The 15,003-nt window shown below is 65.2% G+C and carries 15 protein-coding genes and 1 pseudogene; 9 read left to right on the forward strand and 7 right to left on the reverse strand.

Annotation, left to right across the window (positions count from 1 at the left end; all coding sequences use genetic code 11):
• Positions 1-758, reverse strand: a 758-nt coding sequence (locus F3J20_RS16840) for a response regulator transcription factor (protein ID WP_240162819.1), incomplete at its 3' end; no start/stop codon positions are given.
• 264 nt (positions 759-1,022) lie between these two features.
• Here F3J20_RS16840 and recA point away from each other — a divergent pair.
• From recA to F3J20_RS16880, 8 genes are all read left to right on the forward strand, one after another.
• Positions 1,023-2,099, forward strand: coding sequence for a recombinase RecA (gene recA, locus F3J20_RS16845; RefSeq protein WP_167283956.1), 1,077 nt, complete (start codon positions 1,023-1,025; stop codon positions 2,097-2,099).
• 7 nt (positions 2,100-2,106) lie between these two features.
• Positions 2,107-2,877 carry a recombination regulator RecX gene (gene recX / locus F3J20_RS16850; RefSeq protein WP_167283957.1) on the forward strand — a complete coding sequence of 257 codons (771 nt, stop codon included), beginning with the start codon at positions 2,107-2,109 and terminating at the stop codon, positions 2,875-2,877.
• Positions 2,878-3,046: 169 nt separating this feature from the next.
• Complete coding sequence (locus F3J20_RS16855; protein WP_167283958.1) at positions 3,047-3,784, forward strand: DUF2889 domain-containing protein; 738 nt, start codon at positions 3,047-3,049, stop codon at positions 3,782-3,784.
• The gene (gene sucC, locus F3J20_RS16860; RefSeq protein WP_167040782.1) at positions 3,781-4,950 is read left to right on the forward strand and encodes an ADP-forming succinate--CoA ligase subunit beta; all 1,170 of its coding nucleotides are present in this window, start codon (positions 3,781-3,783) and stop codon (positions 4,948-4,950) included. Before F3J20_RS16855 ends, sucC begins: the two co-directional genes overlap by 4 nt.
• Positions 4,951-5,061: 111 nt before the next feature.
• Entirely contained in the window at positions 5,062-5,943 is an 882-nt protein-coding gene (sucD, locus tag F3J20_RS16865) for a succinate--CoA ligase subunit alpha (RefSeq protein ID WP_062124510.1), read from the forward strand.
• 168 nt (positions 5,944-6,111) lie between these two features.
• Positions 6,112-6,816, forward strand: coding sequence for a TerC family protein (locus F3J20_RS16870; RefSeq protein WP_167283959.1), 705 nt, complete (start codon positions 6,112-6,114; stop codon positions 6,814-6,816).
• A gap of 181 nt (positions 6,817-6,997) precedes the next feature.
• Complete coding sequence (locus F3J20_RS16875) at positions 6,998-7,636, forward strand: pilin (RefSeq protein WP_167283960.1); 639 nt, start codon at positions 6,998-7,000, stop codon at positions 7,634-7,636.
• Between the two features lie 135 nt (positions 7,637-7,771).
• Positions 7,772-9,556: a Wzy polymerase domain-containing protein gene (locus F3J20_RS16880; protein WP_167283961.1), complete on the forward strand. Its 1,785-nt coding sequence runs from the start codon at positions 7,772-7,774 to the stop codon at positions 9,554-9,556.
• Between the two features lie 123 nt (positions 9,557-9,679).
• On the opposite strand, the gene F3J20_RS16885 is transcribed toward F3J20_RS16880, so the two are convergent.
• From F3J20_RS16885 to F3J20_RS32160, 3 genes are all read right to left on the reverse strand, one after another.
• Complete coding sequence (locus tag F3J20_RS16885) at positions 9,680-10,030, reverse strand: nucleotide pyrophosphohydrolase (protein ID WP_167040792.1); 351 nt, start codon at positions 10,028-10,030, stop codon at positions 9,680-9,682.
• A 58-nt stretch (positions 10,031-10,088) separates the two neighbouring features.
• Positions 10,089-10,568, reverse strand: coding sequence for a cyclic pyranopterin monophosphate synthase MoaC (moaC, locus tag F3J20_RS16890; RefSeq protein WP_167283962.1), 480 nt, complete (start codon positions 10,566-10,568; stop codon positions 10,089-10,091).
• Between the two features lie 173 nt (positions 10,569-10,741).
• Positions 10,742-11,002, reverse strand: a complete 261-nt coding sequence (locus F3J20_RS32160) for a hypothetical protein (RefSeq protein WP_240162824.1) — start codon at positions 11,000-11,002, stop codon at positions 10,742-10,744.
• A 58-nt stretch (positions 11,003-11,060) separates the two neighbouring features.
• On the opposite strand from F3J20_RS32160, the pseudogene F3J20_RS16895 reads away from it, so the two are divergent.
• Positions 11,061-12,577 (forward strand): annotated as a pseudogene (locus F3J20_RS16895) (M48 family metalloprotease).
• A 169-nt stretch (positions 12,578-12,746) separates the two neighbouring features.
• Here the strand turns inward: F3J20_RS16895 and F3J20_RS16900 are convergent.
• The 3 genes from F3J20_RS16900 to F3J20_RS16910 are packed head-to-tail and all read right to left on the reverse strand — an operon-like array spanning position 12,747 to position 14,860.
• Complete coding sequence (locus F3J20_RS16900; RefSeq protein WP_167283963.1) at positions 12,747-13,322, reverse strand: DUF2946 family protein; 576 nt, start codon at positions 13,320-13,322, stop codon at positions 12,747-12,749.
• The gene (locus tag F3J20_RS16905; protein ID WP_167283964.1) at positions 13,315-14,367 is read right to left on the reverse strand and encodes a hydrolase; all 1,053 of its coding nucleotides are present in this window, start codon (positions 14,365-14,367) and stop codon (positions 13,315-13,317) included. Before F3J20_RS16905 ends, F3J20_RS16900 begins: the two co-directional genes overlap by 8 nt.
• 46 nt (positions 14,368-14,413) lie before the next feature.
• Positions 14,414-14,860 carry a nuclear transport factor 2 family protein gene (locus tag F3J20_RS16910; protein ID WP_167040808.1) on the reverse strand — a complete coding sequence of 149 codons (447 nt, stop codon included), beginning with the start codon at positions 14,858-14,860 and terminating at the stop codon, positions 14,414-14,416.
• Between the last annotated feature and the right edge of the window lie 143 nt (positions 14,861-15,003).

A 15,003-nucleotide genomic window follows, 5' to 3' on the forward strand; every position in this document is an offset into this window, starting at 1 on the left:
CCGGCGCGGGCGGCGCTCGTGGACGCCGCGTCTGTGCCGGGGGGCGGGCTTGCGCCGGCGCCCGCGCTTTCCGGACTCGCGTTCGCGGGCGGCGCCGCTTTTTCCAGGCAGTAGCCGAGCCCGCGCACAGTGATGATGCGCACGCCGCTCGGCTCGATCTTCTTGCGCAGCCGGTGCACGTAGACCTCGATCGCGTTGTTGCTGACTTCCTCGCCCCATTCGCACAGATGGTCGACGAGCTGTTCCTTCGAGACGAGCCGGCCGATTCGTTGCAGCAGCACTTCGAGCAGGCTGAGTTCGCGCGCCGACAGATCGATGACCTGCTCGTTCACATAGGCGCTCCGGCCGACCTGGTCGAACGACAGCGAGCCATGCCGCACGACCGTCGGGCCGCCGCCCGCGCCGCGCCGCGTGAGCGCCCGCACGCGTGCTTCGAGTTCGTTGAGCGCGAAGGGTTTGGCCATGTAGTCGTCGGCGCCGAGATCGAGCCCCTTGACGCGTTCGTCGACGCTGTCGGCGGCGGTCAGGATCAGCACGGGCAGGTTCGAATTGCGCGCGCGCAGGCGGCGCAGCACTTCGAGGCCGGACATGCGCGGCAGGCCCAGATCGAGGATCAATAGGTCGAACGACTGCATTGACAACGCCGTATCGGCTTCCACGCCGCTTTTGACGTGATCGACGGCATAGGCCGATTGGCGGAGTGATCGAAGCAGACCGTCCGCGAGTATGCTGTCGTCTTCGGCTATCAGAATTCGCATGATGCGCCAGCCTGGCTTTGCCGGCACCGTGGGGGACGCCCCGGCGCGCAGCGGTCTCCGAACATCATTGTGGGTAGTTGAGGTAGTGCGACAGTAAAAATGCGCGTTCGCATGACAATCGCGCTTGCCAAAACTACTGTTTTTTTATACAGTGTCTGCGTTTCGTGTGCCGTTCTCAGGACCGTGCCGAATTTGTACCGAATCCGGTCGGAACCTGGGCGCACACCTGCCTCAGACGCCGTTCATCATAGCAAAGGACGATTCATGGAAGAAAGCAAGAAAGGCTCGGCTGGACTGACTGCTGAAAAGAGCAAGGCACTTGCCGCCGCGCTCGCGCAGATCGAAAAGCAGTTCGGCAAAGGGTCGGTCATGCGGCTCGGCGCAGGTGAGGCAGTCGAAGACATCCAGGTGGTCTCCACCGGGTCGCTCGGCCTCGACATCGCACTGGGCGTCGGCGGTTTGCCGCGTGGCCGCGTGGTCGAAATCTACGGTCCGGAGTCGTCCGGTAAAACCACGCTGACGCTGCAGGTCATCGCCGAAATGCAGAAGCTTGGCGGCACCGCGGCGTTCATCGACGCGGAACACGCGCTCGACATCCAGTACGCGGGCAAGCTCGGCGTGAACGTGGCCGACCTGCTGGTCTCGCAGCCGGACACCGGCGAACAGGCGCTCGAAATCGCCGACGCGCTCGTGCGCTCGGGCTCGATCGACATGATCGTGATCGACTCGGTCGCGGCACTGGTGCCGAAGGCGGAAATCGAAGGCGAAATGGGCGACTCGCTGCCGGGTCTGCAAGCGCGTCTGATGTCGCAGGCGCTGCGCAAGCTGACCGGTACGATCAAGCGCACGAACTGCCTCGTGATCTTCATCAACCAGATCCGCATGAAGATCGGCGTGATGTTCGGCAACCCGGAAACCACCACGGGCGGCAACGCGCTGAAGTTCTACGCGTCGGTGCGTCTGGACATTCGCCGTATCGGTTCGATCAAGAAGAACGACGAAGTGATCGGCAACGAAACGCGCGTGAAGGTCGTCAAGAACAAGGTGTCACCGCCGTTCCGTGAAGCGATTTTCGACATTCTGTACGGCGAAGGCATCTCGCGTCAGGGCGAAGTCATCGACCTCGGCGTGCAGGCCAAGATCGTCGACAAGGCTGGCGCATGGTACAGCTACAACGGCGAACGGATCGGCCAGGGCAAGGACAACGCGCGTGAATTCCTGCGCGAAAATCCGGACATCGCTCGCGAAATCGAAAACCGTATCCGCGAATCGCTGGGCGTCACCGCGATGGCGGATGCCGTGACCGGCGCGGACGCTGAAGTCGCGGACGAAGAAGAGTAAGCATCAGGTGATACGCAAAGGCCGGCCGCTGTCCGGTTCAGGTTCCAGCTCCGACTCCGGGCGTTACCCGGACGGCCCGCGCGATGCAGCGGAGGGATCGCCCGAGCAGGGCGATCCCTTCGAATCCTTCGACGCCCACGAGTACGCTGCGGGTCGCGGCCCGCAGCGTACTCGGTCTCGAGTTTCCTCTGCGGCGTCCAGCCCCGATTTCTCCGGGCCGGATTCCCAACCCCTCTCCGAAGACACCTACACCCGCTCACGCCGCCAACCCGGTGAAGCAAAGCCGGGGCAGTCCGACGAAGACGGCAGCAGAAAATCCCAACGCCCGGCCCGTTCGCTGAAAGCGCGTGCGCTCGGCTATCTGTCGCGCCGCGAATATAGCCGCGCCGAACTTGCGCGCAAGCTGAAACCCTACGTCGAGGAAACCGATTCGCTCGACACGGTACTCGACTCGCTCGAAGCCGAGAACTGGCTATCCGACTCGCGTTTCGCGGAAAGCCTGATTCACCGGCGCTCGTCCCGACTGGGCACGAGCCGCATCCTCGGCGAACTGAAGCAGCATGCGCTCAATCCCGCGCTTGTCGAAGAGGCGACCGCGCAACTGCGCGACACCGAACTCGCACGCGCACGGGCCGTCTGGAGCAAGAAATTCGGCGAACTGCCGGGCACGCCGGCCGAGCGCGCGAAGCAGGCGCGTTTTCTCGCCTCGCGCGGCTTTTCCGGCGCGACGATCGGCAAGATCCTCAAAGGTATCGACGAGATGTGGGACGGCGACTAGCCGCACAGCGAGCGGAAAACCAGGAAGCGCCACGCGGGCGGCACGCCAAAAAGACAGGCGGGGCAGCGTTTTCCGCGCTACAGCCCAGCGGGCGGGGACGCAATCGGGACTGTCCCAAATACCCGTTATGCTAAAATCCGTAGGTTTTCATCCGGCCTTTCCTTCCCGCATGTCGCTCTCCCCGCCAGTGTCCCGTCAGTTGCGTCATCGTCGCGCAATCAGAGCGGAAGCTTACGAGCGAGCAGATGGCCTGTGGGACGTGGAAGCGTGCCTGACCGACAAAAAGCCGCGCGATGTGCAGCTTGCGTCGGGTGTCCGGCCCAATGGTCAGCCGATCCATGAGCTCTGGCTTCGCATCACGATCGATCGCAAGCTCAACGTCGTCGACGCCGAAGCGTCGTCCGACTGGGTGCCCTATCCGGGCTCGTGCCAGGCCAGCAATTCCGCCTATCGCGCCCTCATCGGGCTCAATCTGCTCCACAACTTCCGTCGCGATGCTGCCCGTTTGCTGGCCGGCACGGCTGGCTGCACGCATCTCACCGAGTTGTGCGCGGTCCTGCCGACCGCCGCGATTCAGGCGTTCGCTGGCGACGTGTGGAACACCGCTGACAGCGCATCGGGCGCGAACACGGGTTCAGGAGACGAATCGCCTGATAGCACGGGCGAGCATTCCAACGACAAACCGCCATTCCAGCTGGGACGCTGCCACGCGCTGCGTTTCGACGGCGAAGCGGTGCAACGGTTTTATCCGCGCTGGTATGGCCACGCGCCGCGCCCGGAGCAGCGCGCGGCCTCGTCAGGCGATGCGGCGGGCCGCGAGGCACAACGCGGCAGCGCGTCCGGCATGAACGGCGGCAGCGGAAACGAAGTTCAATCCAACTCTCAGACTGAAGGGAATCACGCATGAAGATTCACGAGTACCAGGGTAAGGAAATCCTGCGGAAATTCGGCGTCGCGGTACCGCGCGGCAAGCCGGTCTTCTCGGTGGATGATGCGGTCAAGGCCGCGCAGGAGCTGGGCGGCCCGGTGTGGGTCGTCAAGGCTCAGATCCACGCGGGTGGCCGTGGCAAGGGCGGCGGCGTGAAGGTCGCCAAGTCGCTGGAACAGGTTCGCGAGTATTCGGAACAGATCCTCGGCATGCAGCTCGTCACGCACCAGACCGGCCCGGAAGGCCAGAAGGTGAACCGCCTGCTGATCGAAGAAGGCGCTGACATCAAGAAGGAACTGTATGTCGGTCTCGTGATCGATCGCGTTTCGCAGAAGATCGTCGTGATGGCATCGAGCGAAGGCGGCATGGACGTCGAAGAAGTCGCGGAAAAGACGCCCGAGCTGATCCACAAGGTTGCCGTCGATCCGTCGACCGGCCTGAAGGATGCGGAAGCCGACGACCTCGCGAAGAAGATCGGCGTGCCCGACGCTTCGATCCCGCAAGCTCGCGCGATCCTGCAAGGCCTGTACAAGGCATTCTGGGAAACCGATGCATCGCTCGCCGAAATCAACCCGCTGATCCTGACCGGCGACGGCAAGGTCATCGCACTCGACGCGAAGTTCAACTTCGACTCGAACGCGCTGTTCCGTCACCCGGAAATCGTCGCTTACCGCGATCTGGACGAAGAAGATCCGGCTGAAATCGAAGCGTCGAAGTTCGACCTCGCATACATCTCGCTCGACGGCAACATCGGCTGCCTCGTGAACGGCGCTGGCCTCGCCATGGCAACGATGGACACCATCAAGCTGTTCGGCGGCGAACCGGCGAACTTCCTCGACGTCGGCGGTGGCGCGACGACCGAGAAGGTCACCGAAGCGTTCAAGATCATGCTGAAGAACCCGAACCTGACCGCGATTCTGGTCAACATCTTCGGCGGCATCATGCGCTGCGACGTGATCGCGGAAGGCGTGATCGCGGCGTCGAAGGCCGTGTCGCTGAAGGTGCCGCTCGTGGTCCGCATGAAGGGTACGAACGAAGACCTGGGCAAGAAGATGCTCGCCGAATCCGGTCTGCCGATCATCTCGGCCGACAGCATGGAAGAGGCGGCTCAGAAGGTCGTCGCGGCTGCTGCGGGCAAGGCGTAAGCCGGCCACAGCGCATACCAGACTACGAATGGCGGCGCGCGAGCGACGCGGGCGGGCTTCACGACGCCTTGCGGCGCCACGGCGCGACGCCAAACGAACAGAGGTTAATACATGTCGATTCTGATCAACAAAGACACCAAGGTCATCACGCAGGGCATCACCGGCAAGACCGGTCAGTTCCACACGCGTGCTTGCCGTGAGTATGCAAACGGCCGCGAAGCGTATGTCGCGGGCGTGAACCCGAAGCGCGCCGGCGAAGACTTCGAAGGCATTCCCATCTACGCGAGCGTCGCCGAAGCCAAGGCCGAAACGGGCGCGACCGTGTCGGTGATCTACGTGCCGCCGGCAGGTGCTGCCGCGGCGATCTGGGAAGCGGTCGAAGCCGACCTCGACCTCGCAATCTGCATTACGGAAGGCATTCCTGTCCGTGACATGATCGAGCTCAAGGCCCGCATGCGCGCGGAAAACCGCAAGACGCTGCTGCTCGGACCGAACTGTCCGGGCACGATCACGCCGGACGAACTGAAGATCGGCATCATGCCGGGTCACATCCACCGCAAGGGCCGCATCGGCGTCGTGTCGCGTTCGGGCACGCTGACGTACGAAGCAGTCGGCCAGCTGACCGCGATCGGCCTCGGCCAGTCGTCGGCAGTCGGTATCGGCGGCGACCCGATCAACGGTCTGAAGCACATCGACGTCATGAAGATGTTCAACGACGATCCGGATACGGACGCCGTCATCATGATCGGCGAAATCGGCGGTCCGGACGAAGCGAACGCTGCCGAGTGGATCAAGGACAACATGAAGAAGCCGGTGGTCGGCTTCATCGCCGGCGTCACGGCGCCTCCGGGCAAGCGCATGGGCCACGCCGGCGCGCTGATCTCGGGCGGTGCGGACACCGCCGAAGCGAAGCTGGAAATCATGGACGCTTGCGGTATCAAGGTCACGAAGAACCCGTCGGAAATGGCGCGTCTTCTGAAGGCGATGCTGTAAATCGAAGAAATGTACGTGCCGTCGCGGCACGCCTTTGATACGCTTACGAGGTCCTTTCGTGAGCGGGCGGTCCCGAAAAGCGGGGGAGTGCAGACTCCCCTGCTTTTTTTTGTCCGCGCGCATGCCGAGTTTCCGTCCGCTAGGCGGTTTTTTCCTATCCGGTCTCTCATGCTCGAATTCTTCTCGACGCTCAACTGGGGCGCGGTTTTCCAGATCATCGTCATCGACATTCTGCTCGGCGGCGACAACGCGGTCGTGATCGCGCTGGCCTGCCGCAATCTGCCGCCGTCGCAGCGCGTGCGCGGCGTGCTGTGGGGGACCGCCGGCGCGATCGTGCTGCGCGTCGTGCTGATCGCGTTCGCGGTCGTGCTGCTCGACGTGCCGCTGCTGAAGTTCGCGGGCGGCCTGCTGCTGCTGTGGATCGGCGTGCGTCTGCTCGTGCCCGCGCACGATGTGCATGAGAACGTCAAGCCTGCCGACAAGCTAATCTCGGCGATCAAAACCATCGTCGTCGCGGACGCGGTGATGAGCCTCGACAACGTGATCGCCATCGCGGGTGCGGCCGAGTCGGCCGCGCACGAGCATCGTCTTGCGCTCGTGATTTTCGGCCTCGTGGTGAGCATTCCGCTGATCGTGTGGGGCAGTCAGCTGATTCTCAAGCTGCTCGACCGCTTTCCGTTCATCGTGCTGTTCGGCGCGGCATTGCTCGGCTGGATCGCGGGCGGCCTGATGGTCAACGACCCGGCCGGCGACCGCTGGCCGATCCTCGACACGCCCGTCGCCGAATACGGGACGAGCGTCGCGGGGGCGCTGTTCGTCGTGATCGTCGGGTCTCTGCTGAAGCGCCGCAACGCGAGGCGCGCCGCGCTTTGACGGGGGCGCCGGGCGAGGAGATGCGCCGGGCGGGTTCGAGTGTGCCGGGCGGCTAACACGTCGGCACGTCGGCGCAACATTAGCCATCTGGCTGACTGTGAACCGCGCGCCTCACTCGCTACGATTGAAACGCCTGTTCCCGATTCGCGGGCAGGCGTTTTTCGTATCAGGAGGTCCGCCGATGATCTTTACCTTGCCGTATCCCCCTTATTCCCAAGCCCAAGCCGCGCGTTCCTCGTGCCTCTCCCGCTGCGTGCGCTGGCGCCCGAACTGGCCCGCGCGGCTCGCGCGCATCCGCGATCGCTGCGGCGTCGGCTTCACGCTGATCGAGCTGATGATCGTGCTCGCGATCGTCGGCGTGATCGCGGCCTATGCGATTCCCGCGTATCAGGACTATCTGGCGCGCAGCCGGGTCGGCGAGGGCTTGTCGCTCGCGTCCTCGGCGCGGCTCGCGGTGGCCGAAAACGCCGCGAGCGGCAATGCGTTCAGCGGCGGTTATGCGTCGCCGCCCGCCACGCGCAATGTCGAGTCCATTCAGATCGACGACGACACCGGCCAGATCACGATCGCGTTCACGACGCGCGTCGCGCCGGCCGGTTCGAACACGCTGACGCTTGTGCCGTCGGTGCCGGACAACGCGGACGCACCGACCGCGCGCGTCGCCTTGAACAAGGATGCGGTGCAGAGCGGTGCGCTCACATGGGAGTGTTTTGCGGGCGGCAAGGCGGCGTCGTCGTTGCCGGCACCGGGCGCGGGACCCGCGCCGGTCGACGCGCCGACGCTCGCGGCGAATCTGGCGCCGCCGGAATGCCGCTCCTGAGCGGTCGGCTGACTCCGCGCCGCAACAGGGACGCCACGTAAAACGCTGATTTTTGGGCTATTTCGGCCGGGCCGGCGCACAGCGCAAGGAATTTTTTGTATAGTGCGCCGGTTGCCGACGCCCACCGTTGATTCGATGCCCACCCCTTTCGCGCGTTACCTGTCTCTCGTCCTATTGGCTCTCGCGTTGGTGCTGCCTTATGCGGTTTCCAACCATACGTATCCGATCCCGACCTTCTACGCCGAATTCACCGCGTTCGCGCTGTATCTGCTGATGGGCGCCGCGGTCGTGCTGCTCGTCGCGAGCGCAAGGCCGCGCGTGACGTTCGCGTCGCCGGCGGTCGCGCTGGTGCCGCTGCTGTTCGGTCTCGTGCTGGTCGTGCAGACGTTCGTGCTGCCGGTCGCACAGCCGTCGATGAACTGGCTCGGCGCCGGCTTCCTGCTCGCCGCGTTCATGGCCGTGCATGCGGGCTACGGCTTCGCGCGCGCGAAGCTCGATGAAACCGCGTTGCGCTGGGCGGCCGGGGCGTTGATCGCGGGCGGCCTGTTTGCGGTGTTCAGCCAGGTGATCCAGCTGTTCCATCTCGAGACGCGCGTGGCGCCGCTCGTGGTCGCCTATAACGTGACCGTCGAGCGCCGGCCGTTCGGCAACATGGCGCAGGCGAACCACCTCGCCACCTATATCTCGTTCGCGATGGCGGGCGCGCTGTATCTCGTGCAGACGCGGCGCATCGCCGTGCCGGTCTGGTTGCTCGTGTCGACGATTTTCTCGGCCGGACTCGCGCTGACCGTCTCGCGCGGTCCGTGGCTGCAAATGGGCGTGATCGTCGTTGCCGGTTTCTGGATGGCGTTCGCGCAGATGCGCAACGAGCCGCGCCTGCGCCGCGGCAACCGCGAGTGGCTGATTCCGATCGTGCTCGCGGTGCTGTTCTTCGTGGTCAATGCGCTGATCCGCTGGGCCAACGTGCGCTATCACCTCGAACTCGGGCAGTCGGCGGCCGAGCGCTTCCAGGACGCCGGCCAGATCGCGCCGCGCCTCGCGCTATGGAAATACGGCTGGACGATGTTCAAGGCGCATCCGCTGCTCGGCGTCGGCTGGGGCGAATTCCCGAACTACCAGTTCGAACTCGTGAAGACGTTGGGCGGCGTCGAAATCGCCAACAACTCGCACGACATCTTTATCGATCTGCTCGCGAAGACCGGCTTGATCGGTCTCGCGATCGTGCTGCTCGGTCTCGTCGCGTGGCTCGCGCGCGTCGTGCGCGCGCCGCAGAGCGCGGCGCGCGTGTTCGGCGTTGCGCTGATCGGCGTGCTGACGATGCACGCGCTCGTCGAATATCCGCAGCAATACATGTTCTTCTTGCTGCCCGCCATGTTCGTATTCGGCCTGCTCGAAACGCGGCCGCTACGCATCGTTCCCGAGCGCGTGTCGTTGGGCGTGTTTGCGGTGGTCGTGTTCGGCGGGCTGGCTTCGCTGTATCCGGTCTATCGCGACTATGCGCGCGCCGAGGTGCTGTATTACGGCGCGCGTCCGGCCGAGCAGTACGGCGCCGATCCGTCGTTCCTGTTCGGCGCATGGGGCGAATACGGCCTCGCGACATTGCAGCCGATGAATTCCGTGAACCTGCAACACAAGCTCGAGATGCACCGGCGGGCGATCGCGCTGCTGCCGGGCGAAACGGTGCTGCGTCGTTACGCGGTATTGCAGGCCTTGAGCGGCGATACCGCGGCGGCGCTCGACACGGTCGAACGCCTGAGAATTTTTGCCGAGGAGTTGAAGGACTGGCCGGCGCAGTTGGGCTATCTGTACGAACTGGTCGACGAGCAGAAGTCGCTCGCCGGTTTCCGGGAAGAACTGGTCAAGCGCTACGGCAAGCCGTCGGCCGACGCGGCGCAGGATGACGACGATAGCGACGATTGACGGCGGCGCACGGTCTGTATCGGCCTTCTTTGCAGAGGGCTCCTCGCATCGCTCGTTCGGTTAAGGTTAAGGGCGTTCATGGAAGCTTGCGCGATTCGCTTCATGCGCGAAAGCTTCCGCCCGTCAGAGCTCCGAATATTTCGTGGACCTGCCTTTCGCCTTGTCGGCGGGATAGCGCTCTTCGTTCAGTTCGAGCTTTTCCGCCGCCGCCTCGACGAGATCGAAGCCGGCGGCATCGGCAACTAGCAGCAGGTACATGAGCACGTCGGCGCATTCGTGCCGCAGGTTCTTCATTTGCGTCGGATCGCGGAGCAATGCTTCGATGTCCGCATCGGTCTTCCACTGGATCGTTTCCAGCAACTCGCCGGCCTCGATGCTCGTGGAGACGATCAGGTTGCGCAGCGTGTGAAACTGCTGCCAGTCGCGAGCGTCGCGGAAGGCCAGTAATTGCTCGCGCAGTTTGTCGATGGTCATGTCCTTGTCCTGGTGGTTGCCGGGCGCGGTGTCGGATCGAGCCTGATGAAATACGCGCTCAATCCTGCGCGACCCAATCCCCCGATTTGCCGCCATGCTTCTCCATTACCTTCACGTCGGTAATGGTCATGCCGCGATCGACGGCCTTGCACATGTCGTACACGGTCAGCAACCCGACCTGCACGGCCGTCAGCGCTTCCATCTCGACGCCCGTTCGTCCGAGCGTTTCCGCCTGAACCGTGCAATGCACGCCGGGCAGCGTTTCGTCGAGTTCGAAGTCGGCTTTCACGCGAGTCAGCGCGAGCGGATGGCATAGCGGAATCAGATCGGCGGTGCGCTTCGAGCCCTGGATCGCCGCGATGCGCGCAATGCCGATTACATCGCCCTTCCTGGCGTTGCCGTCGCGGATCAGCGCGAACGTTGCCGGCAGCATGCGGATCGAACCCCGCGCGATCGCGATGCGCTTCGTTTCCTGCTTGCCGCCGACGTCCACCATATGCGCCTCGCCGGCCGCATTGAAATGAGTGAGTTCAGGCATGGTTGGCTCCTTCAGAGGGCGCCTATCATAGCAGTGCGCCCGTTGCGCGGCGCGGCGACCGGATCGCCCCTGAAGCGCCGCCACGACTGATTACAATTGCGCTGAGTGCTGCCCCGCGCCGTCCTCATGTCCGCTATCTTAGTCCGGGCCGCGCGCGTCGCTTTTCGACTTCGTCAGACCGGCTCCTCGATGCGTCCAAAACGGTTTCTCGCTGCGTTGCTGTCGATCGCGCTGGCCGCGCCGCCGGGCGCGTTCGCGCAGGCGAGCAGCGCTTCAGCCGGCGCATTGGGTAGCACCTCGGGCATCGCATCGAACAGTGCATCGAACAGTGCTTCAGGTGGCCCATCAAGCAACACAGCGAGCAGCCCATCAAACACTCCCCCGGCCATCCCGTCGAGCATCCCGTCGAATACCGCGTCCGGCATCGCGCTCAACCTGCAATCCAGCGAAGCGCCGCTCGTCAGCGGTCCGGCCGATAGCTACGCCGATCCGATCCTGCCGCCGGATATCGCGCCAGGCGTGTTCGGCACATATGGCGGCGCGCAAAGCCGCTTCTCGAACGGCAACAGCGGCAATAGCGGCAACAACCGCAACAGCGCCAACACGGGCCGCGTCGGCAGCAACGGCTGGCGCGCGCCGATCGCCGCGCAGCAGTTGCCCGATCTCGGCAGCGGCGGCGCCGGTTCGCTGACGCCGCAGGCCGAGCGCAAGCTCGGCGAGCGCGTGATGCGCGAGCTGCGGCGCGATCCCGACTATCTCGACGACTGGCTCGTGCGCGACTACCTCAACTCGGTCTCGGGCAAGCTCGCGGCGGCGGCCAACGCGCTGTACATCGGCGGCTATCGTCCGGACTTCGATCTGTTCGCGGTGCGCGACGCGCAGATCAACGCGTTTTCGCTGCCGGGCGGCTTCATCGGCGTGAACACGGGGCTGATCGTGGCGACGCAGACCGAATCCGAACTCGCCTCGGTGCTCGGTCACGAGATGGGGCACGTCCTGCAACGCCATATCTCGCGGATGATCTCGAACGGCGAGCGCAGTACCTACGCGGCGCTCGCCGGCATGCTGTTCGGCGTGCTGGCGGGTGTGCTCGCGCACAGCGGCGATCTCGGCAGCGCGATTGCGCTCGGCGGCGAGGCGTACGCGGTCGACAGCCAGTTGCGCTTCTCGCGTTCGGCCGAGCAGGAAGCGGACCGCGTCGGCTTTCTGCTGCTCGCGGGCTCCGGCTACGACCCGTATGCGATGCCGACGTTCTTCCACCGGCTCGAGCGCGCGGCGATGAACGACAACGGCATGCCGGCCTATGCGCGTACGCATCCGCTGACGGGCGAGCGGATCGCCGACATGGAAGATCGCGCGCGCCGCGCGCCGTACCGGCAGCCGCATCAGGACCCCGAATACGGCTTTGTGCGGGCGCGCGCGCGTCTCCTGCAAGGCCACTCGCGCAGCGATTACGCCGATGAAATCTCGCGGCTGCACTCGGAAATCGACGAACGCACGGCGCTCAACGTCGCCGCGAACTGGTACGGCATCGCGTATGGGCAGATGCTGCTGGAGCGTGACGACGACGCCACGGCGGCGCTCGCCAACGCGCGCGCGCCGGTCACGACGACGAAGCCGTACGGCTCGCCGATTTCGCGCAGAAGCGCTGGCCGCAGTCGAATGCCGCGATCGACATGCATATCCGCACGCTGCTGACCTTGCGGCGTTTCGCCGAGGCGCAGGCGCTCGCGAAGCGGGAGACGGCGGCGCATCCCGATCAGCCCGCGTGGTGGCTCTATCTCGCGCAGGCGAGCGCGGGCAGTGGCGACGTGTTGACCCAGCATCGCGCGATGGCGGAGAAGTTTGCGCTGGAGGGGGCATGGCCGTCGGCGATCCGGCAATTGAAGGACGCGCGCGATCTGAAGACGATCGGCTATTACGATCTCGCGACCGTCGACGCGCGTCTGCACGAGATGGAGAACCGCTACAAGGAAGAACGGCTCGACGAGAAGGGGGAAGGGGTGTGAGCTTGCCGTCGGCGCGCATGAAGCGAAGCGCCTTCTGCGAGACGAAGAACGGTGACTGACGGTGGTTCGTGGGGAAGCGTCAGTCTGGTCAGTCAGGCTCCGATGCCGGGCTCGGCCGACAGAAGCCTGCCTCGGCGCGTGCCTCAGATCCGGGCCTCAGACCCGCGACTCAAACCCCCGCCGCTGGACTCGCGACGAACCCGAACCGCGCCGCCACTTCATCGCGCCGCACGCTTTGCAGCGGCAACGCGACCTGATCGTTCCAATGGAATTTGCCGCTCAGCGTATCGTCGCCGGCGAGCGTCGCGTGATCGGAGAAGAGTTCCAGGTCGTGATCGTGCAGCGTCGCGATCCGTGCCGGCTCCGAGCGATCGGCGAACAGAACGCCGCCGTCTTCATCGACGAATACCGCCGCTGGTTCGAACGCACCGCCGCCCTGGTCGTGCAACGCGAGTGAGCCATCGGCTGCCGCGGACAACCTCACCACCCACGGCGTATACGCAAGCTCGACGTACACACGCTGCGGCCCGTTCTGGAAAAACCACTGGCCGCGCTCGTCGGCCTCGTAGTTGCGGTTGATGAAGCCGAGCAGCGCTTCATGACGGATCGCCACGCCCGGCGAGCCGCTTGCCTGGGCCGCTTCGTCGCGCATGCGCCAGTTGCCGCGCCGGTCGAGCATGAGCCAGCCGGTGCAGCTCGGCACGTTCGGCCATTTGGCGAGAGCCTGTTTGACGATGTCATCCATGATCGACGTGACGCTCCAGATAGCCGAACACGCGCCGCGAGAGCCAGTCGATGCGGCCCGGGAACGGCCCGGTCATGAAGCCCGCGTGGCCGCCGTGCTCGGGTTGATAGAGTTCGACCGCCGCCGACACCTCGTGCCGCGACGGCAGCGCCTCGGCCGGCAGGAACGGATCGTTGCGCGCGTTGAGCACGAGCGTCGGCACCTCGATGTGCGGCAGCAGCGGGCGCGTGGTTGCGCGGCTCCAGTAGTCGTCGGTATCGCGAAAGCCGTGCAGCGGCGCAGTCACGACGTTGTCGAACTCGTACATCGTGCGGCTCGCGAGCATCGCGTCGCGATCGAACAGTCCCGGAAACTGTTCGAGCTTCTGGCTGGCCTTCTGCTTGAGCGTTTTCAGGAAGCTGCGCGTGTAGACGAGGCCGAAGCCCTGCGACAAGGCGCGGCCGCCCGCATGCACGTCGATCGGCGTCGAAATCGCGGCGGCCGCCGATACCACTCTCGCCGCGTCCTCGCGCTGCTCGCCGAGCCAGCGCAGCAGCACGTTGCCGCCGAGCGACACGCCCGCCGCGACGACCGGCCCGCGATGCGCGGCGCGCAGCCGGCGCAGGACCCAGTCGACCTCGGCGCTGTCGGCGAGATGGTAGAAGCGCGGCAGACGATTCAGCGGGCCGCTGCAGCTGCGAAAGTGCGGCACCACGCCGTGCCAGCCATATTCGCGCGCGGCCGCCATCAGCGTGGCCGCGTAATGCGAGCCCGAACTGCCTTCGAGGCCGTGAAACAGCACGAAAAGCGGTGCGCTATCGGCGGGCGGGTTGTCGTGCGCGACCCAGTCGAGATCGATGAAATCGCCGTCGGGCGTGTCCCAGCGCTCGCGGCGAAACGACACCGCGGGGCGGCGCGCGAACAGCGAAGGGACGATGGTTTGCGCATGCCGGTTCGGCAGCCAGAGCGGCGCGCGGTACAGCAGTTCGACGCTCGCCTCGACGGCCGCCGCGACCTTCGTGGAAGCCGGGACGGGGGAAGCGGATTTGTCGTGCGTCGAACTCATGCCTGCATGAAAACGGAAAGCGTCGATCCGAAGTGGCGCCGCGCGCTCAATGCAGCGGACCTTGCCCGTGCCGCATCTTCGTGGCGAACTGGCTCGCGGTTTCGTTCGGCATCGGGCTCGCGTGAATGTGCGCGATGCGCCACTCGCCGCGCTCATGAACCATCACGTAAGTGGTGAAGACCATTGCGGGCGTGGCGGTCGGGCCGGCCGGGCGATGCGCCTCGGCAATCGCATAGACCACGGTGCCGAGGCTGTCGTAGACGCGGATGTCGAGCGGTTCGATCAACACCGGAGCCGCTTCGAGCTGGGTCTGCAAGCCGGCGCGGATACTGTCGAGCCCATGCAGGTGCGAGCCGTCCGCGCAGATGCAGCTCACGAACTCCTCGTCGATCCACAAGCCCATCAAGCTGTCGATATTGACCTCGGCGACGGCCTGATAGTAGGCGTTCAGGGTATCGGCGGCGGCTTCGAAGATATGGGCAAAACGTGGCATGGCTCGTCAGTCTCTTGTGCGCGGCGCGCGGTTGAGGATCGGCGGTCAGCGGGATGGTCCGGCGCGCCGGACCATCGCTCCCCGGCGCCAGCTTGCCCGCGCCGCAAGGCGCGAACATGACGCGACGCACTCGGGGGCGTGCG

It is taken from the genome of Paraburkholderia sp. Cy-641, from assembly GCF_011752945.1.
Taxonomy (GTDB): Bacteria; Pseudomonadota; Gammaproteobacteria; order Burkholderiales; family Burkholderiaceae; genus Paraburkholderia.

Excerpts from the sequence above, each read along its gene's own strand:
- recA (WP_167283956.1), top strand. The coding sequence starts at position 1,023 with ATGGAAGAAAGCAAGAAAGGCTCGGCTGGACTGACTGCTGAAAAGAGC.
- F3J20_RS16855 (WP_167283958.1), top strand. The coding sequence starts at position 3,047 with ATGTCGCTCTCCCCGCCAGTGTCCCGTCAGTTGCGTCATCGTCGCGCA.
- sucC (WP_167040782.1), top strand. The coding sequence starts at position 3,781 with ATGAAGATTCACGAGTACCAGGGTAAGGAAATCCTGCGGAAATTCGGC.
- sucD (WP_062124510.1), top strand. The coding sequence starts at position 5,062 with ATGTCGATTCTGATCAACAAAGACACCAAGGTCATCACGCAGGGCATC.
- F3J20_RS16870 (WP_167283959.1), top strand. The coding sequence starts at position 6,112 with ATGCTCGAATTCTTCTCGACGCTCAACTGGGGCGCGGTTTTCCAGATC.
- F3J20_RS16875 (WP_167283960.1), top strand. The coding sequence starts at position 6,998 with ATGATCTTTACCTTGCCGTATCCCCCTTATTCCCAAGCCCAAGCCGCG.
- F3J20_RS16880 (WP_167283961.1), top strand. The coding sequence starts at position 7,772 with ATGCCCACCCCTTTCGCGCGTTACCTGTCTCTCGTCCTATTGGCTCTC.
- F3J20_RS16885 (WP_167040792.1), bottom strand. The coding sequence starts at position 10,030 with ATGACCATCGACAAACTGCGCGAGCAATTACTGGCCTTCCGCGACGCT.
- moaC (WP_167283962.1), bottom strand. The coding sequence starts at position 10,568 with ATGCCTGAACTCACTCATTTCAATGCGGCCGGCGAGGCGCATATGGTG.
- F3J20_RS16900 (WP_167283963.1), bottom strand. The coding sequence starts at position 13,322 with ATGGATGACATCGTCAAACAGGCTCTCGCCAAATGGCCGAACGTGCCG.
- F3J20_RS16905 (WP_167283964.1), bottom strand. The coding sequence starts at position 14,367 with ATGAGTTCGACGCACGACAAATCCGCTTCCCCCGTCCCGGCTTCCACG.
- F3J20_RS16910 (WP_167040808.1), bottom strand. The coding sequence starts at position 14,860 with ATGCCACGTTTTGCCCATATCTTCGAAGCCGCCGCCGATACCCTGAAC.